Raw genomic sequence first — 21752 nt, 5'->3', positions numbered from 1 at the left:
CGCAATAATCTGTCTCAATTATATCATACGATCCTATTTTTTGTTAGCGTTTTAACATAAAAATGATTTTTGGATACAAAAAAACCAAGTCTTTCGACTTGGTTGATTTCTATGATTGGAAACTCTATTATTTAAGAGTAACTGAAGCGCCTGCTTCTTCCAATTTAGCTTTAAGTTCTTCAGCTTCTGCTGCAGCAACGCCTTCTTTGATAACGTTTGGTGCACCATCAACAAGTTCTTTAGCTTCTTTAAGGCCAAGACCAGTGATTTCACGTACAACTTTGATAACGCCGACTTTTTTGTCGCCAGCAGCAGTCAATTCGATATCGAATGAATCTTTAGCAGCGGCAGCTTCACCAGCACCAGCAGCAGCTACAGCTACAGGAGCAGCTGCAGTTACACCAAATTCTTCTTCGATAGCTTTTACAAGGTCGTTCAATTCAAGGATTGAAGCTTCTTTAATTTCAGCAATAATGTTTTCAATGTTCAATGCCATTGTTATTTCCTCCAAATAATTTTTAAATTTATAATATTTTTTCGTAGCTAGGCTACGCTGCGTAGCTTAAGATTAAGCTGCGTCTTCTTTGTTGTCTGCAACTGCTTTGACAGCAAGTGCAACGTTGCGAACTGGCGCTTGAAGTACAGAAAGGAGCATAGAAAGAAGTCCTTCGCGGTTTGGAAGAGTTGCAAGTGCAAGAATCTCTTCTTTTGATGCGACAGCGCCTTCAATTGCACCACCTTTGATTTCAAGTGCATCAGCGTTCTTAGCAAAGTCGTTCAAGATTTTCGCTGGAGCAACAACATCTTCGTTAGAAAATGCTACTGCAGATGGTCCAACAAAAACAGATGCCAAGTCTTCAAGTCCAGCTTTTTCAGCTGCACGACGCAAGATTGAGTTTTTGATAACTTTGTACTCAACTTCACTTCCACGAAGCTCACGACGAAGAACGGTATCTTGCTCAACAGTCAAACCACGAGCGTCAACAACGACGATAGATGCAGCAGCTTTCATTTTCTCAGCAACTGCGTCAACCAGTTCCGCTTTTTTAGCAATAATAGCTTCACTCATTTAGTGTTTCACCTCCGTAATTATTTTGCTTGGGAATTTTCCAAAAGAAAAACGCGCCCAAACCTAGACACGAAAGTACAATACGCTTCTTTTTACATGATACGTTTTGTCCTCGGTAGGATCTTTATGAGTCGAGCTCCCCTACTGTCTTAGGCAGTTTTTTCAAACCATTGATAATTATAGCAAAAGAAAAAAAAGATTGCAAGCTTTTTATACAATCTTTTTAAATTTAGTCATTATTTTCTGCAAATTTCTTACTTGACTAATATCTACTTCTTTCCCTTAGTCGTATGTTTCGAGTTCAATATAATCAAAGTTCTCTCTTATATAATCAAATAAGGCATCTTTACGAGCTTTCTGATTAATTCCGGCAAAACTTCGCAACTCATTTGTTCGGAGCTCAGATTCACTGCCATCAAGATACCATGCAGAAAAATGAACTCGTCTCACCTTATAACGACTACCTAAACGATACATCTTCATAAATGCATCTATCTTAGAACATTCTGGCAGGTAGGCAATATCAAATGTCCTGTAACAAATGAGATGATCGCCATAAACCAAAACTTGCAAATCTTTGTCAAGGTAGTCCGCATCATTAAGATTTTGCCAGTCCTCCTCAAGCTCAGGATAACAATCTCTCAATTCCTGAATATTACTGTTTAACAAAAGATTATTTTTTATCATTCTATAGATAGACTTGACTAAACTCATATTGAACCAAATAAAGGAAAGAACCAACATAAAATCTTCACGAATCATATCTAGCCAAAATGATAATCCTACTTTTAATGTATGATCAATAAAACTACACGAACCTAAACCAAAGAAGATAGCGCAAAACATTGGACTGACCATCATCAAAATTCTAGCTTTTAGCGGAGAAAACTTAATCCTTTTTCCCATTTCCCTCAGCTCCTCCTAAACTCAATTCTTTATCTCCTTTTATATCGCATTTCCCCTCTTGAGTATTTAACTTTGCTTCCATCTGGTGACTGAATAGTGATTTTATTCATAACATCTCCTTTTGATTACATAATATACCAAATCAATTTAACAAGCTTAAGCATTTTCCACTGGGTAAGTTAAGCGCAACACATACGCTGTCAATTCACTACTCATTATCATTCACCTCTCTATATTCATTTATTATAGTTTCTGATTTTAGGGAACGCGAAGTAGACATATTAACTTGAACATATTTTCTATCATCACTGATATTTCTAGTAAACGAAAGAACAAAATTTTCATTTTGATTTCTCCAAGATGAATCCAAGTGATTCTTTTTTGCTAATTCCTCATCCAAATAATATGCCAAATGATAGGCAGGAATTTCAGGGTTATATCGACTATTAATTAATTTATAGCCGGCCAATATTTTTTCAGAAAAAACATTGGATTGAAAGAGAAAAGTGATGTTTTTCGCTTCTTCCTCCATAACATAATCTGAATCTAAACTCTCCCACCCTTGAGCAGAATATTGAATATTGTGTTTGTACTCAATCTCACTAGTTGTATCATCTTCAAAAAACTGTCCAGTTTTTTTTCAATAAATCCTTTAATGGATTTATCAATAGGATTCCCTGAAACATTTATAGAATATTGAACATCTTTCCCAGTCTCGTCAAAATTTGAAACTGTATAAATAATTTCAAATCCTTTTGAATAAAATTTAAACAAGTCCAAAACATTTGCAGTAGAATAAATTTTTTCTAAATCCACAAACTGACTTTCCACATAAGCTCGGCTATTTTTATCACAACCGAACAAATTTGTCATCATTACTAAACCTCCTAAAATTATAATGAATATTTTTAAAAATTTCTTCATAACCTTCTCCTTTTCCTTAGCCATCATCCCATTGTTTGAAAAACCATGGTTTATCCTTGTGATTTTATTCCATTATCTCCTCCTTCATCTTGGTCAGTACCTTAAGCATTTCTTGAACTTGGTGCAGGAAAAGACTGATAGAATCCTGACCAGCAGGTTTTTCACAGGGGTTTATTCATTTATAAATCGTCTGATTAGAGATGCCATACTCTTTGACTAATTCCGAGAATAGCTTACATGAATCATGTAAACGAACAAGGGGTTCCTTGAATTCTTGGCTGTACTTTTGTGATATGTAAACATCTCCCTTAGTTATCTACTATTCTACAAAATGCGTCCGTGCAATCATGCTAACATCATCATTATCTAATAGAAAATAACTATTTATTTCTATATAGTAACGGATATGAAATCTATCTCCCAAATCTTTATACTCTTTACATAAATCTCCTTTTATAACATATTAACCTACATCCTATTATAGATTACTTTGATTGTTTTGTAAATCAATTTGGAAGATAAATACGAACTTTTAATTGCGTTATAATTTTATAGTTCGTGTTTAGAAAGTTTTGCCAATGTCAAATAAAAAACTAAAGGAATTTCAGCTCATTCCTCTAGCTATTTGATTAGCTTCCAACAAACTGCTCTGTAAAGAGATTGATGATTGTAAAATAGCTTATCACAAACAAATAACAATGGGTTATCAAATTTGTCCACAAAGTTCTATTTATTTTAAGGAGACATCAAAAAAAGGATTCGAAAATCCTTTTTTGTCAGTCCACATAATTACTTTCTTCCTTATTAAACCAAGCGTATGGCAAACCTATGAGTAGGCCACCACCGATGAGATTACCGATAAAGGTTACGCCCCAGTGGCGTAGGATATTTCCAATACCAAAATTTTGCACTTCCGCTGCTGCTGAGCTGAATTTCACGATAGCAAAGGAAGCAAAGTTGGCTGCCAAGTGTTCGTTAGTCAGGAATACAAACATATAAATGGCTGATATAACTAAGAAAAGCTTAGCTGTACTATCCTTGACCAGAACGAAGGAAAGAATAGCGATATTAACAAAGATATTGGCCAAGACTCCCTCGAGCAGAATCAGCTCATTTGATCGAGCAAGCTTCATCTGCACAACACCAGAAATGAAACTATCTTTGCTAAGTCCCGCATAAGCAGCCGAGTTAGCAAAGAGCCAGCCGGGAATCAAGGCGCCAATCAGATTGAAAAAGGTACAATAAAGCAAAATCATCAAGGCTTTTTTCCAGTCAATCTTCTTCAAAAAGGTACCAGCAGTCAGAAACATCATGTTGGAAGTCACTAACTCTGCATTTAGAAAGACAATGTAAGCCAATCCCCAAGCAAAGATGAAAGGAAAGAGAAAACGCCCAGTTCCTGGAACAATCTTATTCGTCAAATCTGCCGCAATAGCTCCAGCACCAGTACTAAAGGTTAGGAAAGCTCCGGCAAAGATGGAACGAACAGCGTACTTGGCCTTGCTTGTATCAAACAAAGCTTCTTTCTTGCGGCAAGCTGCTTCAATTTTAGGGATAAATGTCGATTCAGGCATAAAAAATTCTCCTATTAATTTAAACTATGTATAGTATATCACAAAGTTCTTTCTTTTGATAGCGTTTTCGAGAACCCTTTTAAATTTTCTAAAAAAGGATTGAAAATCTATTTTCAACCCTTAAATCCTTTTGATAACTGAGCAATATCTTCTGGCTGTGTTCGGCAGCAACCACCAAAAAGACGCACTCCTTGCTCTTGCCAAAGTTTACTATTTTCCAGCAAGCTCCGCTCCTGCTCTGGATCGTCATGCCAAGTCTTGGTCAAGCCATTATAAGTTTCGCCAGAGTTTGGATAGGTCAGAAAAGGTTTGTTGCACACTTGTCCAAGCCCATCTAATAATGGAGCAATTAAATGTGGAGCTGTACAGTTAAAACCAACTGACAAGACTTGTGGGCTTTCTTGAGCCAAGTTTCCTAATTCCTCAATCTTAGTGCCATCTGATATAGCATTCTCCGACTGGGCGACAAAGGACAAATAAGCCTCAGCTTGCGGAAATTCCTCAGCTAAAAGTCGGAGGATTGCTGCCGCTTCTGCCCCATTTGGAATCGTTTCAATAGCTAACAAGTCACTCCCAGCTTCCAATAAAGCTTGGATACGCGGACGGTGGAAATCTCGAAATTCTTCCTCACTCAGCTGGTAGTCTCCCGTATACTCGGAACCATCAGCTAAATAAGCAGCATAAGGCCCTACCGATCCTGCAACCAGAGGATAGAGTCTCTGTTTCTGTTCTTCTGGAGATAATGCTTGCCAGACATTTTTGATAGCTTTCTGTGCTAAGAAGACTGTTTCTTTCAAAAGATCATAAGCCTTTTCAGGAGTTAGTCCTGCCTCTACAAAAGCTAGAATGCTAGCCTGATAACTGGACGTAGTGATGATATCACTGCCAGCTCTCACATAGCTTTCATGCACATTTTGAATAATCTGAGGCTGGTCTAATAGGTATTGAGCTGACCAAAGCTTACCAGATACATCATAACCCAGACTTTCCAACTCTGTACCTAAGGCGCCGTCTAAAATAATAATTTCTTGCTTGTCAAGCAAATCTTTAAATTTTCCCATAAAATACTCCTAAAATCTATGAATAAACATAAAAAGAGGTCTCCCTCTTTTTGTGTTGTCTTCATTAAAATCTATTCGCCCAGGCAGTATCAACATCCAAGATATCTTGAGTGGTATATTGCTGACGATAAGGATTGTAAACGATATAACCAGCACCAGATTCATAGAGTGGTGAATCAAAGCGAGTCAAATCGTATTTTTCAATAATATAATTCAATTTAGCATTGTAACTAGTATCTGTCGCATAGACACCAGTCAGGGCAGCTGTTGCATCCTGATAGGTTGGCGCATTGCTCTTCCATGCACCTGCAAAATGCCCCTGTTTGAGAACCGAAACATAGTCTTGCAGAGACTCTACATAGCTAGGATATGAACGGAAACTATCGTTGATGGTATAAGCATTTCCCTCTCCATCATCTTCCCAAGTCTCCATATTAGCAGACTGACCGTCGTAGTGACCTTTGATACCGAAAAGGTTATAATGAGGCTCACCAGACAGACCAGACTGTCCTGAACCACTTTCCAAAATAGCCTGTGCAATCATAACAGAGGCATAAAGATCATTGTCCTGTCCCAACTGACGCGCTGGCTCACCGATTTGTGAGATGAAATAGTCTGTTTGATTCATAGGCTGCTGGTCGCTATTATTGGCACTAGCAGGATTAATATGCTTTGCCAAGACGAAACCAACAGCAATCGTCGTCGTCATGATGAATAAAGCTGAAAGGATTCTCTTACCTTTTTTTGAAATTCTCTTTTTCACAGCACTTCTCCTGAATAAGATGTTAATGATACCATTGTAACATACTAAAGATTAAAAAAACACTATTGATAATTTACAAGTATATGACATTTTTCGTTTTATTTCAAAAAATCCAACTCAAAGATAAGTTGGATTTAATTCGTAATATTAAATTTTTGACAAAATTGCATCCCAAGCAGCATCTAAGCCATCCTTGGTGACAGAGGAAAAAAGAATGAAATCATCATTTTTGTCAAAGTCCAGTTTTTTCTTAATAGCTGACTCGTGCTTATTCCATTTTCCGCGAGGGATTTTATCAGCTTTGGTTGCTACTAGGATAACCGGAATGTCATAATATTTCAGAAATTCATACATTTGCACATCATCTGCGCTCGGATCATGTCGAAGATCGACAAGGCTGACAACCGCTCTGAGATTTTCACGACTGGTCAGATATTCCTCAATCATCCGGCCCCATTTTTCACGCTCTTTTTTGGAAACACGGGCATAGCCGTAACCTGGAACATCGACAAAACGCAGCTTGTCATCAATGTTGAAAAAGTTTAGCAGTTGAGTTTTTCCAGGTTTTCCAGAAGTTCGCGCTAAATTTTTGCGATTGAGAAGTGTATTGATGAAGCTGGACTTTCCTACGTTTGATCGGCCAGCTAAGGCAATCTCTGGAATATCATCTTGAGGGTAGTGCGATTTATTGGCTGCACTCAGCAAAATCTCTGCGTTGTGGGTATTGATTTCCATAAGCACCTCGTTAGGCAGTTTCTAGAATAGGCTTATCTGTTCCATCTACTGCTTCTTTGGTAATGCGGACAAGTTTAACATTTTCCTGACTCGGAACTTCAAACATGACATCCATCATAGTTTCTTCGATGATAGAGCGAAGCCCACGTGCACCTGTTTTACGTTCAATCGCTTTATTGGCAATCTCCTGCAGAGCATCTTCGTCAAATTCAAGCTTAACATCATCATAAGATAGAAGCGCCTGGTACTGCTTAATAAGGGCGTTTCTAGGCTCTTTCAAAATCCGGACCAAATCATCAACTGTCAGTTGCTCCAGAGCAGCAAAAACAGGCAAACGGCCAATCAACTCAGGAATAATTCCAAATTTTTGAACGTCTTCTGATATAATTTCCTGCATATAGGAACTATCTTCGTCGATTGCTCGGTTGTTCTGACCGAAACCGATGATTTTCTCACCCAGACGCTGTTTTACGATTTCTTCAATACCGTCAAAAGCACCACCAACAATGAAGAGAATGTTCTTAGTATCAACTTGAATCATTTCCTGCTGCGGATGCTTGCGTCCACCTTGCGGAGGTACACTAGCTACGGTACCTTCGATAATCTTCAGCAGAGCTTGCTGAACTCCTTCGCCTGAAACATCACGAGTAATTGAGACGTTCTCACCTTTCTTGGCAATTTTGTCGATCTCATCAACATAGATAATCCCGCGTTCTGCACGTTCAATATTAAAGTCAGCTGCCTGCAAAAGTTTGAGCAGGATATTTTCCACGTCTTCACCGACATAACCAGCTTCAGTCAGAGCAGTTGCGTCCGCAATGGCGAAAGGCACATTAAGGCTGCGAGCCAGAGTCTGTGCCAGGAAGGTCTTACCTGACCCGGTCGGACCAATCATCAAAATATTTGACTTTTGAAGTTCCACATCTTCTTCTTCTCGGCTGTCGTGGTAGTTAATACGCTTGTAGTGATTATAGACCGCTACTGCCAAGGCACGCTTAGCTCGGTCTTGCCCGATAACATAGTGGTTCAAGATATTCAGCAGCTCCTGAGGTTTTGGTACCTCAGATAAATCTGCCAGCACTTCCTCGGCTAGCTCTTCACGGATGATCTCCTGTGCCAGCTCCACACATTCATTACAGATAAAGGCATTGTTACCAGCGATAATCTTCTGAACCTCATCTTGGTTCTTCCCACAGAAAGAACAAAAAACCATCATATCATCATTACGACTTGTAGGCATTGTTTACTCCAATTCTAAAATTCTAAATCTATTTATTTTCTTTCGTACATGTTAAAAAAGTGTCATATAAAAAGCATGAATGGAATTTACCAGATTTGTAAAAGCATTCAGCAAAAATAAAGCTGCCAGTCCAAACCGCTTTTTCCGAAAGGTTTGAACGGCACAAATAAGACAAATGACACATAAAAAGGCCGTAAAAAAACCAAAAATACTACGTTCCATTCTTACGAGTCCTTCCTTTGGTATCTTTTTATAGTGAAATCATAAGGATTCTTTTCATCTTTGGCATGAAATTCACTGCTAACTTCCTGATAAGGAGCCCAGTCAAATGTCTCAGGGAAATAGGTATCTCCTTCCAACTTAGCAGCAATCTGCGTCTGAATCAATTCTTCCAAATACGGTTCAAAAGCCTTGATAATCTGCGCTCCGCCAATAATATACAAGTTTCTATCTTGCTTGTGGTACCAATCCAAGACATCTTCCACATTGCTGAACAGCAAGACATTCTCATTGTCAACTTGATAGTTCTTGTCCCTGCTCAAAATCAGACTAATCCGATTTGGCAAAACGCGACGCTGCAAACCATCAAAGGTCACACGCCCCATCAAAATAGCATGTCCAGTCGTTGTTACCTTAAAATGCTGCAATTCTGCGGGGAGATGCCAAGGCATGACCTTGTCTTTTCCAATCAGACCATCCTCTGCCTGAGCCCAAATGGCAATAATCTTCTTTGTCATCCTTTTATCCTTTGTATTAGTAACTCTATTCTATCAAATTTGCTGTAAAAAGGCATGTTTAAAGTATGATTCAAGCAGAACTTTTGCAGAGGTTGGCAGTTTTCGCATACACTTATCAAAATCGTTAAATAGCCAAATCAAACTTCAGCTGAGGTTTAACGGGATTATAGTCCAGCAACTCAAAATCTTCTGCTTTGATATCAAAAAAATTAGTCCCATCCGGCACATTTAACACGAGCTGAGGTTGGCAGTTGCTAGGTTCCCGACGCAATAGCTCTTCTGCCTGCTCGAACTGATTGTCATAGATGTGCAAGTTATTGATAAAGTAAAAGAACTTGCCGACCTTCCAACCGAAATGCTTGGCAATCATCATCTGCAGAGCCACATACTGCATAGCATTAATGTGGTGAGCAACCAACATATCATTTGAGCGCTGAGTCAGAGTCGCATCCAGATAAATGTCTCCATCTACACGCCGAACGTCAAACATGGTTTGAAAAGCGCATGGAAGCAGGCCGTCACTCTCTTCAAAAGCTTCATAATCCCAGAGAGAGATGATATTGCGACGGTTCCAAGGATTGGCTTCCAACTGTTGGAGAATTTTATTGATAATATTGTGCTTCTTGACAACAGCACCGTAACGCTGGCCGATAGTACCCGTATCGCCAACTTCCCAGTCATTCCAATAGTGAACATTATACTTGTCGTTGAGCAGTTCCAGGCTATTGGACTGGTCTTGATAGATCCAAAGGACTTCCTTGATGGCGGACTTGATGGCAATAGGGCGCAGAGTCGTGATTGGGAACTCGCCCTTGCTCAAATCGTATTCCGCAAAAGAACCAGTGATATATTTGGAGTTAGCCACATTTCCATCTTTGTAGCGCGGACGGGCATTTTCAGAAAAAACACCTTGCTCCATAATTTTTTTAATATTCTCTTTGAAAATCGTATCTGCTAGCGTCATGATTTCTCCTTCGTTCAGTGAGCTTTTTCTAGTATAGCAAATTTTCCATAAAAATTCTCCTACAGACCTTTCTGCAGGAGAACAAATAAAGCATACTTGTTGAATTATTGTAAAACCAATGAAGCTGCCCCGATAACGCCAGCATCATTTCCAAGAGTAGCCAAGGCCAACTTGGTTGAAGTACGAACCTGCGGGAAGCTATTCTCTTCATAAACCTTGCGAACGCCATCAAGTAAGAAATCACCTGCAGCTGATACGCCACCTCCGATAACGATTGTAGATGGATTTAGGATAGAGCCGATATTGGCACAGGCAATTCCTAGATAGCGCGCGAAATTGCGATAGACAATCAGAGCCAGCTCATCGCCCTCTTTCGCCAAGTCGAAGACAACCTTTGCATTGACATCTTCACCATTGTCAATCAGTTTTTTCAGCTCAGCATCACCAGCATACTCATCAGCATAGCGACGAGTCAGATTAACAATACCAGTCGCAGATGCAACAGTCTCTAGGCAGCCTTTCTTGCCACAGGTACATTGAATCGGCTGATCGAAGTCAACAGTGATGTGGCCCAACTCTCCTGCTGCTCCAGCAAGTCCATGCAAGAGCTTACCTTCTGCAACGATTCCTCCACCAACACCTGTACCCAGTGTCATAAAGACTACATCAGGCTGGTTTTCTCCAGCTCCCATCCAGCGTTCACCCAAAGCAGCAACATTAGCATCATTGTCAATATAGAAAGGAATCCCAGTCGCTTTTTCAATCTTATCCTTGACCGGCTGCAGCGTCTTCCAATTGAGGTTGTAAGCACCAATAACAGTGCCCTTTTCTCGGTCAACAACTCCTGGCGATCCCATACCAATTCCGATAAAATCCTCTGCTGAAAGCTGAAGCAAGTCCAAACGATGCAGGATTGACTCAATCATATCATCTACGATGTGGCTACCTTCGTCCAAAATATTGGTTTTAATGGACCATTTTTCCTGAATTTCGCCCTCTGAAGTCAAAATAGCAAACTTAATAGATGTTCCACCAAGGTCAATTCCGATTATTTTTTTCGACATGATGTTCTCCTCTGTGTTTTATTTATCATCATTATATCAGATTTTTTCAGTAAGGAAAAGGTTTGCATAAAGAAAAGTGAAAATCAACAAAAATCTAACTTTGCTAATTCTCTTAGCCACTTTTATCCTTTACTTTCTTGTACTAGTAATTTCTTTTTCTTAACCAATGGCTTATGGTTAGATTCTATCCTCCACTCTCTTTCATAATACTTCATTGAATCATATATACGTTCCAGAAACGTTTCTTCAAGAAAAATCAACGGGATAATTAAATCAACTTGATTTTTAAAGACGCGCTTCTTATTTTTACGTACAATAGCTGAAGTTTTACAAAGTCCCTCGACGTCATCAAAATTTATTTCAATTCTGTAAGAAGTTGTAAACCTGTTTCGTATTATACGAAAATTTATCTCTGACACATCTTTCCATGAAAAAAATTCTCTATCAGCCACTAGAGAAGGCTTATAATAGAAACCGTTCACCGTTAGTCTAATGAACTCTTTGTCAGCAAAAAGAAGACTCCAAGAAGCGAACAAAATTATATATAAAATCAAAAGTAATACTAATAAAATGTAAGAATAAAAATATGTCAGTCGATTTTCCACAACGATAAAACAGACAAAAAAATAAGACAAAAAAATAGAAAATAAACTATTAAGAATTGCCCAAAAAAGTATTTTTTTCGAACTTCTTTTTATTATTCTTTCTTGCACTATTTTTCACCAATAATCTTTTCTATATTTACTCATCCTAACTCACAACTCTTTTGTAAAATAATATCTTTCACCAGTATAAGGGTATTCTTTCAACGCGAACACTTCTGTATAGCCGTGCTTTTTATAAAAATCCGGGGCTTGAAACTGATATGTGTCTACAAATGAATATTTGCATTTCCTTTCTCTGGCTTCTTGTTCAGCCCTACACAGTATTTTTGAGCCTAAGCCTTGTCCTCGCAAATCCTCGTTCACATACAAATACTCAATCTCCAGCCAGTTTCCAAAAGTTTCGGCCGCCATACCAGCCAGCAGATTTCCTTGTTCGTCTTCTACATAGATGTTAAGAGGCTCACTTTTGGAGGACTCTCTTTTAGAGCGATTGTAGGATCTGATTAAATTTCCCAGTTCTTGTGTCTTCTTCGAGTTGGTATTTCCCAATCTTAGTTTCATAGATGCCTCCGTTCCATCTCTAAAGGTTTTAGATTTACAGTTTATGAAACTGTTCGGACTATATCTTCACTTTAAATATCCTTCTGATTTGCTCGCCATTGATTATGGTAATCCATCATCGTTTCATAAATATATTTTGGTTTCTCTTTTTTCAATAACATAAGAGTAATTTCTAACGGTTCAGGAATACCAAACTTATATCTTTTGCTCTTTCTAGAAGCAAGCCTACTTCTCTCCAAAACTGCAGGATCCACTGAATGAAAACAAATCGTCAAAATATGACTCTTATTGAATAATTGATATTTTGCATAATGTCGAATACGTTCAATTCTATAGTCTATTCTCTGGATTTCTTCCCAACTATAAAACGAAACTTCTCTAAAAAGAAGGGGGTTAAAGTAAAAGCCCTGTTCCGTTAGACGAAGAAAACGTTTATCCCTAAACAAACAAATCCATACCAAAATAGAGAGAAAATCAAAAACAATTGTACCTATCACTAAAAACATTTTTTCAATCACAGAAATATTGGAATCGAATAATAGGTATCCGTTTTTAGATGGTAATACAAGAACTGTAGTCATAAAGACAGCATGAGCGCTCGCCGATATAGCTAAGATGAATATCTTCAACCAGCTCTGACTAAACACTACTTCTTTCATCCATCTAACTCACTCAGGTATTCATAGCGCTCGTATTTTTCCAGCTGTTTCTCGTTCTGCTCATCCAGTTCTTGCTGGAGTTGAGACAGGCGAGCAAAGTCAGAGCCATTCTCCTGCATGGCCGTTTCAATCTCAGAAATCCGCTCCTCCAGCGCCTCGATATCAGCCTCAATAGACTCCCACTCCTGCTTTTCAAAGTAGGTCATGCGCTTTTTCTCCTCGCGCACCTTGGTAGATTTTTCCTTTTCAGTCTTTTGAGAAATAGCAGAGCGTTCTGCCAGAAAGGCTTTTTCGTCTAAGTAATCTGTGTAATTTCCGAAAAACTCTCTGATACTTCCATTCTCAAAAGCCAAAATCTTGCCGGCTACCTTGTCTAGGAAATAGCGGTCGTGGCTGACTGTAATAACTGGACCGGCAAAGCCTTGCAGAAAGTTTTCCAAGACCGTCAGAGTTGCAATATCCAAATCATTGGTTGGCTCGTCAAGAAGCAAGACATTCGGCTTTTCTAAGAGCAGCTTGAGCAGATACAGCCGCTTTTTCTCTCCGCCAGAAAGCTTTTCGATTAAAGTCCCATGAGTAGAACGAGGAAAAAGAAACTGCTCCAAGAGTTCTGCAATGGAAGTCGTTCCACTGCCTATCTTGACCTCCTCGGCCACTTCTTGTAGGTAATTAATGACCCGCTTAGACTCATCCAAGCCCTCAATCTGCTGAGAGAAATAGGCCACTCGAACTGTCTCGCCGATAATGAGCTGACCAGCCTGAGGCTGAAGTTTTCCAGCAATCAGATTGAGCAAGGTTGACTTGCCGACACCGTTATCTCCGACAATCCCAATGCGGTCCTTGTTCTGGATCAAAAGACTGAGCTGAGAGAGAATAGGCTTCTGATTATAAGCAAAGTCTACATTTTGAAATTCGATAACTTTCTTACCGATACGGCTGGTTTCAAAGTTCATTTCCAGATTGCTGTCCGTCGTCTGACCGACCAAATCTTTCTTTAGATCATGGAAACGATTGATACGAGCCTGTTGCTTGGTTGCCCGAGCCTGAGGCTGCCGCCGCATCCAGGATAGCTCCTGCTTGTATAGTTGCTGTTTCTTATGAAGCAAGGCCGCATCTCGTTCATCCTGCTCAGCCTTAAGACGAACATAGTCTTGATAATTTCCTTGGTATTCAATCAAGCGACCGCCATCCAGCTCAAAAATCCGTGTTGAAATATTATCCAAGAAATAGCGGTCGTGGGTGATGAAAAGGACAGTCTTTTTGGAATTTTTCAAGAAATGGGTCAGCCATTCAATAGTATCAATATCTAAGTGGTTGGTCGGCTCATCAAGTAAGAGTAAATCTGCATCGCCTAAGAGAACCTGTGCCAGCTGCACTCGGCGACGAAGACCACCCGATAACTGACCAACCTTAAGTGACAGATTAGTCAGACCAAGCTTGGACAGAACCGTCTTGACCTGACTTTCGATTTCCCAAGCATGGAGCGAGTCCATCTCAGACATAACCACTTCTAGTCTAGACTGTTGATTTTCATCATAAGCCGTCAAGAGCAGCTCGTACTCTCGAATCAACTGCATTTCCCGTAAATCACTTGATAGAACAGTGTCAAGCACCGTCTGCTCCTCATCAAAATCAGGCTCCTGAGTCAGATAAGCAATTTTATAGTCTGTCTTAGCAGAAAAAGGGCTGACATCTCCGTCAAAGCCCGACTTGCCCGACAAGACATCCAGCAGCGTTGTCTTTCCTGTTCCATTGACACCAATCAGACCAATCCGGTCTAGGTCGTGAATGATAAAGGAAATATCCCGAAAAACAGTCTTATCTCCTACTGATTTGGTTAGCTTGTCAACGATAAAATCGCTCATTTTTTCTCCTTGATATAGGCGTAAATGGCCTCTAGTTCATTAGGTAAGTGGCCGTCTACAATAGCATATTCTAACTCTTTCAAAATTTGTCCAAGTTTTGGTCCTGGCTCAAAGCCGAACTCCCGCATCAGCATGCCGCCATTGACCACCATTTCCTGCTTGCTGTGAATAGTCAGACTGGCATCAAGATTCTGAATGGCAGAGAAATCAACTGCCAAACCTTGCGCCTGCCGAAGCTCTTCTGCTTGTAGCAATAAGTCAATATCATAGTCATAGCAGTCTCGCTTGGTCAAGTCTCGTTCTGAGCGAATGGCCGCAATCTCAACTAAATCTTGTACTTTATTAGCAAATTCACGAGAAGTCTTCCATTTTTTTAGAAAGTCTTTAACATTTTGCACATCCAAAGCCAATAAAAGTGCTGCCCAAGCTTGCTCGGATGCTGAAAAGAAAAAATCTGAAGCCAAGTCAAAGAGCCGTTCTAACTTAGCTCTGCTTCCCTTCAAATCTGGCAAAAATTCTATGGCACCGCTTGTCAAGAGTGCCTCTAAACCCTTGCGCCAAAACGGAGCCAGCAAGAGCTTGTCAAACTCGATAAAAATTCGTTCAACTGAAATTTTTTCCAACAAGGGAGCACAATCCTTCATAGCTACGAAAGTATCTTGCTCCAGGTCAAAATCTAAGGCAGCCTGAAAACGAAAACCCCGCATGATACGGAGAGCATCTTCATTAAAACGCTCTGCAGCAGTTCCAACTGCCCGCAAAATCTGATTTTCCAAGTCATCCAAGCCTTGGAAAAGATCAATAACTTGGCCGTTTTCATCCAATGCTAGAGCATTGATGGTGAAATCGCGCCGCTTGAGATCTTCTTCCAACGAGCGCACAAAAGAAACCTTGCTGGGCCTGCGGTAGTCCACATAGACATCCTCGGTCCGGAAAGTTGTCACTTCATATTCACGGTTATTTTCCAGAACCAAGACAGTTCCATGCTCAATCCCCACATCAACTGTCCGGTCAAAGATACGCTTGGTTTCCTCAGGATAGCTGGAGCTAGCGATATCCACATCGTGAATAGGTCGCTGCAAAAGGGCATCTCGAACAGAGCCCCCAACAAAATAAGCTTCAAAGCCAGCCGCTTTTATCTTCTCTAATACTGGCAAAGCCTCCTGAAATTCAGAAGGCAGAGTTTCTAATCTCATAGTAAATGTTCCAATCCATAGACTAATTCTGAGCGTTTGACAACTTCTTTAATGGCAAGATTAACCCCTGTCATAAAGGAAGCACGGTCATAGGAATCATGTCGCATGGTCAATCCCTCTCCCTGGCTGCCGAAGATTACTTCTTGATGGGCAACCAAACCTGGCAAGCGGACCGAATGAATACGCATGCCATCGAAATCAGCTCCGCGGGCGCCAACTATAGACTCTTCCTCATCAGCAGCTCCCTGCTGCTTGCTTGGTCTGACTTGACTGATGAGCTCGGCTGTCTTGATAGCCGTCCCACTCGGAGCATCCTTTTTCTGATCATGATGCAACTCGATAATTTCTACATTTGCAAAATACTTAGCTGCCTGAGCTGCAAACTGCATTAGTAAAACAGCCCCCAAAGCAAAGTTTGGAGCAATCAATCCACCCAGCTTCTTTTCCCTAGACAGTGTGATTAACTCTTCCAACTGCTCAGGAGTAAAACCTGTAGTTCCGACCACTGGGCAAAATCCCTGTTCTAGGGCGAAGCGAGTATTGTCATAAGCTACTTTTGGGGTTGTAAAATCAACCCAGACATGGGCTTCCAGTCCAGCCAATTCTTCCTTGGCATTGAAGACGGGAACACCAGCCACTTCTTTTTCATCCGTAAAGGGATCCAGCAGTCCAACTAATTCTAGTTCAGAATCTTCTGTTACCATTTTATAGGCTGCTTGGCCCATTTTCCCTTTAAAACCAGCAATAATAACTTTGATACTCATGTTTTCCTCCTTACAGAGACAAGCTCAGATATTCAGACAATCAAATCACAGGAATATAAGCAAGTGCAACGCTCCCCTTGCCTAGATGCGTTCCAATGACACTGCCAAAGGTTGCGATAGGAACTTCACTAGCAATACCGCTGTCTAGCAGATTTTTCTGAAGCTCGGCTGCTTTTTTTGGCGCATTGCCATGGATAACCATAATCTGATAAACACCGCCCGCTGTTCTTTCTTGGACAAGTTCCAGCATACGCTTGGTAGCCTTCTTCTCCGTCCGAATCTTTTCAAAAACTTCTATCACACCATGATTGTTAAAATACAGAATAGGCTTGATGCTGAGCAGATTTCCCAGAATAGCTGCGCCGTTAGACAGGCGTCCTCCTTTGACCAAGTGGTCCAAGTCGTCCACCATGATAAAGGCGCTGGTGCCATCAATCTGCTTCTGGACATTAGCTAAAATTGTTTCAAAATCTAGTCCTTCTTCTGCCCACTCTAGAGCAGATTGAACCATAATACCGAGCGGTGCACTGGTAATCTTAGAATCTGGAAAGGCAATTTGCAAACCATGAAATTCATCTTTCAGATACTGAATGTTTTGATAAAAACCAGAAATTCCGCTAGATAGAAAGAGTCCCAGAACATGGGTATAGTCTTTGCCGTCTAGAATGGTAAGAATCTCTTCTAGGTCCGCAATGCTAGGCTGACTGGTCTTAGGCAATTCATCTGACTGAGCCATTTTTTCATAAAATTCACTAGCTGTTAAGTTTCTTCCTTCGACATAAGACTCACCGTCAATCACGACCGGAATATCCAAGACGAAAAGATTTTCGCTCTCTAGCAGCGAAGCCGGCAGATAGGCCGATGAATCTGTGATAACCGCTAACTTCATGATTAAAACTCCAAATTAATGCCTGGCAAATCTAGAGCAATTTCTGTCACTTCATAAGTCAAGCGATTGAGCATGGTTAAGCAAGGCCGAGCCAGCTCTTCTACTTCATCGTGGTCAAATTCACTCGGTTCCTCAATAAGACGACCGTGAATGTGGTTAGCTTGCGAAATAGTTCCGCTGATAACAAAATTCTCAAAAACAATCATAAAAGTCAAAATCACAATCAATGAAGTTGTATGGGCTTCGACATCTCTTTTGACCAATTGGAAATTCACATCAACCTTGGTTTCAGGTGTTCCATTTTCTTTTTCCCACTCAAAATTTCGAGCGTCAAAATGGTACTGACTAACAAATTCTTTTTCGCGCTGTATGTTCATTTTTATTCTCCTAAAAATATGCGATAGGCCCATTATACCATATATCGAGCGAAGTTTCCATGCTAAAATTTGCAGGCCGGAAAACACAAAAAAGAATCTCACTGACAAGCGAGATTCTTTTAAATATTATTTCTTAAGTGGTTTGCGCAGGTAACCAAAGATAATACCGCTGACTACTGCACCAATCAATACATATACCAAGTAAAGGATTGGATTGTTTGTCAAACCGATAACGAAGATTCCTCCGTGAGGAGCCATGAGCTTGATACCTGACAATCCTACAAGAGCACCTGTTAGAGCTGAACCTACGATAAAGCTTGGAATAGCACGGGCTGGGTCAGCAGCTCCAAAAGGAATCGCTCCTTCTGTGATGAAAGATAGTCCCATGACGATGTTGGTAATTCCAGAGTCACGCTCTTCTTCTGTAAATTTATTTTTGAAAAGAATTGTTGCTACAAACACTGCTAAAGGCGGAACCATACCAGCTGCCATAACAGCCGCCATAACAGTTGAACCACCACTTGTCAATGATTCAGCCAAAGAAAGAGTACCCACAGTATAAGCGGCCTTATTAACCGGCCCACCCATATCGACAGCCATCATTCCTCCTACCAAAAGTCCAAGAATGACTGCTGATGTTCCACTCAAGCTCATAAGGAAGTCATTGAGTGCTGTATTAATCGCTGACATTGGAATATTTACTGCCAACATAGCAAATCCGGTAAGAGCAACACCTAACAAAGGGAGAAGAAGAATAGATTTCACGCCTTCAAGTGAACGAGGAACTTTAATGTATTTTCTAAGCAAAAGTACAATACCGCCAGCTAAGAAACCGCCTACCAGAGCTCCTAGGAACCCTGATGAAACTTGGGATTCAGCTAGGGATTTCAAAATCTCTTGAACTTGTTCTGGAGTTTTATCTGCAAGATCCTTATATACAGGAATATTTCCATAAGCAATACCTGCTTTAGCAATTGCACCTGCCACAAAACCAGCCACCAATCCAGGTTTTTCAGCAATGGAATATGCAATATAAGCAGCTAATACAGGAACCATGAAGCCAAAGGCTGCTCCACCAATCTGATTGAAGAGAGCTGACAAACCATTATAATTCCCCAAGTGACTCAACTGGTCTTTAGGAACCCCTTGGTCAAGCAAGAATGAGATAGCAATCATAATCCCACCACCGATAACGAATGGCAACATTTGGGAAACACCGCTCATCAAGTGCTTGTAGAAAGCAGCTCCCAGACTAAGTTTCTCATCGCCGGATTCTGCCGTACCGCCACCATTGGCTGCCTTGTAAACTTCAGCATTTCCTGAAAGAGCCTGATTGATCAGTTCTTCTGTCTTACGAATACCATCCGCAACAGGTCGTTTAATTAACGGCTTGCCGTCAAAACGATTCATTTCTACCGCTTTATCTGCCGCGATGATAACAGCTTTTGCTTTTTTTATATCTTCAGCTGTCAGCTTATTTCCAACACCGCTAGCACCATTGGTTTCAACCTTGATGCCGACACCCATTTCAGCTGCGACCTTCTGCAAAGCCTCTTGAGCCATGTAGGTATGCGCAATCCCTGTTGTACATGCTGTTACAGCCACTAGGAAGTCTCCGCCTTCATTGGCAGGTTCGACGACAGCAGGTTCTTCTGCTTTTTCTGAAGCTTGGTCAAAGAGCTCAATCACCTGATCAGGCGAAGTAACTTGGCGCAGTTTATCCGCAAAGCCATCTTTCATCAGGTATTGGGACAATTCAGCCAAGGCTGCCAAGTGAGTGTCGTTAGCACCTTCTGGAGCTGCAATCATGAAGAAAAGATCAGTTGGTTGTCCATCCAAACTCTCATAATCGACGCCTTTATTTGACTTAGCAAAAAGGACAGTCGCTTCTTTCACTGCAGTATTTTTGCTGTGAGGCATAGCGATTCCATCACCCAAGCCTGTGGAAGTCAAGGCTTCACGAGCCAAAATCCCTTCTTTGAAAGTCTCGAAGTCTGTCACATAACCATGATCCACTAGGCTCTGAATCATTTCTTCGATAACAGCTTTTTTCTCTGTTGCCTGCAAGTCTAGCAACATCACATCTTTTCTTAGTAAGTCTTGAATTTTCATATTTTTTCTACCTCTACTTTTTCATAGATTTCTTTTATATAATCAGCTGTCGCCAAATCATCTGAGAAGGTGGTTGCTGTTCCGCAGGCCACTCCCCATTTGAAGGCTTGAATAACATCGCCAGAGCGGACAAACTCTCCGGTAAATCCAGCCACCATAGAGTCGCCAGCGCCAACAGAATTTTTCACATTGCCCTTGATAGGCTTAGCGAAATAGGCACCATCTCGAGTTACCAGTAAAGCACCGTCACCAGCCATGGAAATGATGACATGCTGGGCACCCTTGTCTAAGATTTGGCGGGCATAACTCTCAATCTGATCCAAGCTTTCAAGCTTGACTCCGAAAATATCACCTAGTTCGTGGTTATTAGGTTTGACCAAGAGCGGCTCAAACTCTAAAGAATCCAGTAGCGTCTGACCTTCAAAGTCACAAACAACTTGTGCTCCCGTCTTTCTGGTTAAGCCAATCAGCTTCTTGTAGACAACATTTCCTAGATTTTTAGGACTGCTGCCTGCGAAGACTACCGTATCCCCTGATGTCAGAGAAGAAAGGAACTTCTCAAGTTCTTCTAGTTTCTGACTGGAAATTTCTGGACCTGGTCCGTTAATTTCTGTCTCAGCATCTGCTTTAATTTTGACATTGATACGAGTATCCTGCTCAACTTCTACAAAATGGCTGGAAATCCCTTCCTCTTTCAGAGTATCTGTGATGAACTTGCCAGTAAAACCACCGATAAAGCCAGTCGCTGTATTCTCAATACCTAGACGTTTGAGAACTCGGCTAACGTTGATTCCCTTTCCGCCAGCGAATTTGTCGTCACTGTCCATCCGATTGACGCTTCCTATAAGAACCTTGTCCAGACGGACAATATAGTCGATGGAAGGGTTTAGTGTGACAGTATAAATCATACTTCAATCACCTCCGTTTTTTCTTTGAGCGCTTGAATCACTTCAGATTCATTTTGATTAGTAATAATGCTTGCTTTGGCAAGAGGAGCGACCTTGACAAAGGACGTCTGTCCTAGTTTAGAAAGATCAGCCAAGACATAAGTCTTCTTAGCGTTCTCTAAAATCGCTCTTTTGACAGCACCTTCCTCCATATCTGGAGTGGTAAAGAAGCCATCGTCAATGCCATTCATTCCAATAAAGGCCTTATCGAAATTCAACTGACCGATTTGATTCAGAGCCACACCGCCAATACTGGCATCCGTCGAGCGCTTGACCTTTCCGCCGATAATGACCGTCGGAATATTACGCTCTACCAACTTGGTCGCATGGTGAATAGAGTTGGTGACAACTGTCACTCTTGGATCATGCAGCTCATTGACTAAAAGCTCATTGGTTGTCCCCGCATCAATAAAAATCACATCATGCTCTTGAATCAAGCTTGCTGCCATCTTGGCAATAGATGTCTTTTCTTGAATGCTTTTGATAGATTTTTCCTGATTACTCTCCTCTTCCTGCAGAAAATGAAGGCTTTCGGCTCCTCCGTGAACTCGTCGCAGCTTATGCTCGCTTTCCAATTCATCCAAATCTCTTCTGACAGTTGATTCTGAAGTGTTTAAAGAATGTACTAGATAGTCTAAAGAAACAAATTTTTCTCTTATGACTGTCTCTAGAATAACTTGCTTTCTTTCCGACTTCAGCATAAAGCACCTCCTTTGGAATCGTTTACGATTATTATTATA

25 protein-coding genes and 1 other annotated feature are annotated in these 21752 nt (G+C 40.7%); all 25 genes read right to left on the bottom strand.

From position 1 onward, the window contains the following. Positions 1-127 precede the first annotated feature (127 nt). Positions 128-496 (bottom strand): 50S ribosomal protein L7/L12, encoded by a 369-nt coding sequence (gene rplL / locus J1C86_RS05370; protein ID WP_002900419.1) that lies wholly within the window; start codon positions 494-496, stop codon positions 128-130. Between the two features lie 72 nt (positions 497-568). Beyond that, a complete protein-coding gene (gene rplJ / locus J1C86_RS05365; protein WP_002897628.1) occupies positions 569-1069 on the bottom strand; it encodes a 50S ribosomal protein L10 in 501 nt (166 codons plus the stop codon). A 36-nt stretch (positions 1070-1105) separates the two neighbouring features. After that, positions 1106-1241, bottom strand: a sequence feature (ribosomal protein L10 leader region). A 110-nt stretch (positions 1242-1351) separates the two neighbouring features. Then, entirely contained in the window at positions 1352-1975 is a 624-nt protein-coding gene (locus tag J1C86_RS05360) for a hypothetical protein (RefSeq protein WP_125407293.1), read from the bottom strand. Between the two features lie 208 nt (positions 1976-2183). Next, a complete protein-coding gene (locus J1C86_RS05355; protein WP_260479710.1) occupies positions 2184-2507 on the bottom strand; it encodes a hypothetical protein in 324 nt (107 codons plus the stop codon). A gap of 14 nt (positions 2508-2521) precedes the next feature. Further along, a complete protein-coding gene (locus tag J1C86_RS05350) occupies positions 2522-2899 on the bottom strand; it encodes a hypothetical protein (RefSeq protein ID WP_260479711.1) in 378 nt (125 codons plus the stop codon). Between the two features lie 776 nt (positions 2900-3675). Continuing rightward, a complete protein-coding gene (locus tag J1C86_RS05345) occupies positions 3676-4473 on the bottom strand; it encodes a formate/nitrite transporter family protein (protein ID WP_125409688.1) in 798 nt (265 codons plus the stop codon). Positions 4474-4586: 113 nt separating this feature from the next. Continuing rightward, the gene (mmuM, locus tag J1C86_RS05340; RefSeq protein ID WP_125406677.1) at positions 4587-5534 is read right to left on the bottom strand and encodes a homocysteine S-methyltransferase; all 948 of its coding nucleotides are present in this window, start codon (positions 5532-5534) and stop codon (positions 4587-4589) included. A gap of 64 nt (positions 5535-5598) precedes the next feature. Beyond that, positions 5599-6297: a glucosaminidase domain-containing protein gene (locus J1C86_RS05335; RefSeq protein ID WP_125351350.1), complete on the bottom strand. Its 699-nt coding sequence runs from the start codon at positions 6295-6297 to the stop codon at positions 5599-5601. A 147-nt stretch (positions 6298-6444) separates the two neighbouring features. After that, entirely contained in the window at positions 6445-7032 is a 588-nt protein-coding gene (yihA, locus tag J1C86_RS05330; protein ID WP_002915299.1) for a ribosome biogenesis GTP-binding protein YihA/YsxC, read from the bottom strand. 10 nt (positions 7033-7042) lie between these two features. Next, on the bottom strand, positions 7043-8272 hold the full coding sequence (clpX, locus tag J1C86_RS05325; protein ID WP_002895582.1) for an ATP-dependent Clp protease ATP-binding subunit ClpX: 1230 nt from the start codon (positions 8270-8272) through the stop codon (positions 7043-7045). A gap of 51 nt (positions 8273-8323) precedes the next feature. Then, positions 8324-8494, bottom strand: coding sequence for a hypothetical protein (locus J1C86_RS05320; RefSeq protein ID WP_002895584.1), 171 nt, complete (start codon positions 8492-8494; stop codon positions 8324-8326). Between the two features lie 2 nt (positions 8495-8496). Beyond that, entirely contained in the window at positions 8497-9009 is a 513-nt protein-coding gene (locus J1C86_RS05315; RefSeq protein WP_125406680.1) for a dihydrofolate reductase, read from the bottom strand. Between the two features lie 124 nt (positions 9010-9133). Continuing rightward, positions 9134-9973 (bottom strand): thymidylate synthase, encoded by an 840-nt coding sequence (locus tag J1C86_RS05310; protein ID WP_125406683.1) that lies wholly within the window; start codon positions 9971-9973, stop codon positions 9134-9136. 104 nt (positions 9974-10077) lie between these two features. Then, positions 10078-11037, bottom strand: a complete 960-nt coding sequence (locus tag J1C86_RS05305; RefSeq protein ID WP_002917315.1) for an ROK family glucokinase — start codon at positions 11035-11037, stop codon at positions 10078-10080. 122 nt (positions 11038-11159) lie between these two features. After that, positions 11160-11750: a hypothetical protein gene (locus J1C86_RS05300; protein ID WP_427150827.1), complete on the bottom strand. Its 591-nt coding sequence runs from the start codon at positions 11748-11750 to the stop codon at positions 11160-11162. Between the two features lie 42 nt (positions 11751-11792). Next, the gene (locus J1C86_RS05295) at positions 11793-12203 is read right to left on the bottom strand and encodes a GNAT family N-acetyltransferase (protein ID WP_125406686.1); all 411 of its coding nucleotides are present in this window, start codon (positions 12201-12203) and stop codon (positions 11793-11795) included. A 71-nt stretch (positions 12204-12274) separates the two neighbouring features. Then, on the bottom strand, positions 12275-12862 hold the full coding sequence (locus J1C86_RS05290) for a hypothetical protein (RefSeq protein ID WP_125406689.1): 588 nt from the start codon (positions 12860-12862) through the stop codon (positions 12275-12277). Next, positions 12859-14727 carry an ABC-F family ATP-binding cassette domain-containing protein gene (locus J1C86_RS05285; RefSeq protein WP_125406692.1) on the bottom strand — a complete coding sequence of 623 codons (1869 nt, stop codon included), beginning with the start codon at positions 14725-14727 and terminating at the stop codon, positions 12859-12861. Before J1C86_RS05285 ends, J1C86_RS05290 begins: the two co-directional genes overlap by 4 nt. Next, on the bottom strand, positions 14724-15923 hold the full coding sequence (locus J1C86_RS05280; protein WP_023916181.1) for a CCA tRNA nucleotidyltransferase: 1200 nt from the start codon (positions 15921-15923) through the stop codon (positions 14724-14726). Before J1C86_RS05280 ends, J1C86_RS05285 begins: the two co-directional genes overlap by 4 nt. Beyond that, entirely contained in the window at positions 15920-16687 is a 768-nt protein-coding gene (dapB, locus tag J1C86_RS05275) for a 4-hydroxy-tetrahydrodipicolinate reductase (protein ID WP_002897644.1), read from the bottom strand. Before dapB ends, J1C86_RS05280 begins: the two co-directional genes overlap by 4 nt. Before the next feature lie 40 nt (positions 16688-16727). Continuing rightward, the gene (locus J1C86_RS05270) at positions 16728-17576 is read right to left on the bottom strand and encodes a DegV family protein (RefSeq protein WP_002897645.1); all 849 of its coding nucleotides are present in this window, start codon (positions 17574-17576) and stop codon (positions 16728-16730) included. 2 nt (positions 17577-17578) lie between these two features. Further along, positions 17579-17953 carry a DUF1149 family protein gene (locus J1C86_RS05265; protein ID WP_002915309.1) on the bottom strand — a complete coding sequence of 125 codons (375 nt, stop codon included), beginning with the start codon at positions 17951-17953 and terminating at the stop codon, positions 17579-17581. 126 nt (positions 17954-18079) lie between these two features. Then, the gene (locus tag J1C86_RS05260) at positions 18080-20065 is read right to left on the bottom strand and encodes a PTS fructose transporter subunit IIABC (RefSeq protein ID WP_002897647.1); all 1986 of its coding nucleotides are present in this window, start codon (positions 20063-20065) and stop codon (positions 18080-18082) included. Further along, complete coding sequence (pfkB, locus tag J1C86_RS05255; protein ID WP_125406695.1) at positions 20062-20973, bottom strand: 1-phosphofructokinase; 912 nt, start codon at positions 20971-20973, stop codon at positions 20062-20064. Before pfkB ends, J1C86_RS05260 begins: the two co-directional genes overlap by 4 nt. Further along, positions 20970-21713, bottom strand: a complete 744-nt coding sequence (locus J1C86_RS05250) for a DeoR/GlpR family DNA-binding transcription regulator (protein ID WP_125406698.1) — start codon at positions 21711-21713, stop codon at positions 20970-20972. The genes pfkB and J1C86_RS05250 overlap by 4 nt, the downstream gene beginning before the upstream one ends. Positions 21714-21752: the final 39 nt, after the last annotated feature.

It is taken from the genome of Streptococcus sanguinis (genome assembly GCF_050220005.1).
Classification (GTDB): Bacteria; Bacillota; Bacilli; order Lactobacillales; family Streptococcaceae; genus Streptococcus; species Streptococcus sanguinis_Z.
This window is presented reverse-complemented; position numbering and strand designations above follow the sequence as displayed.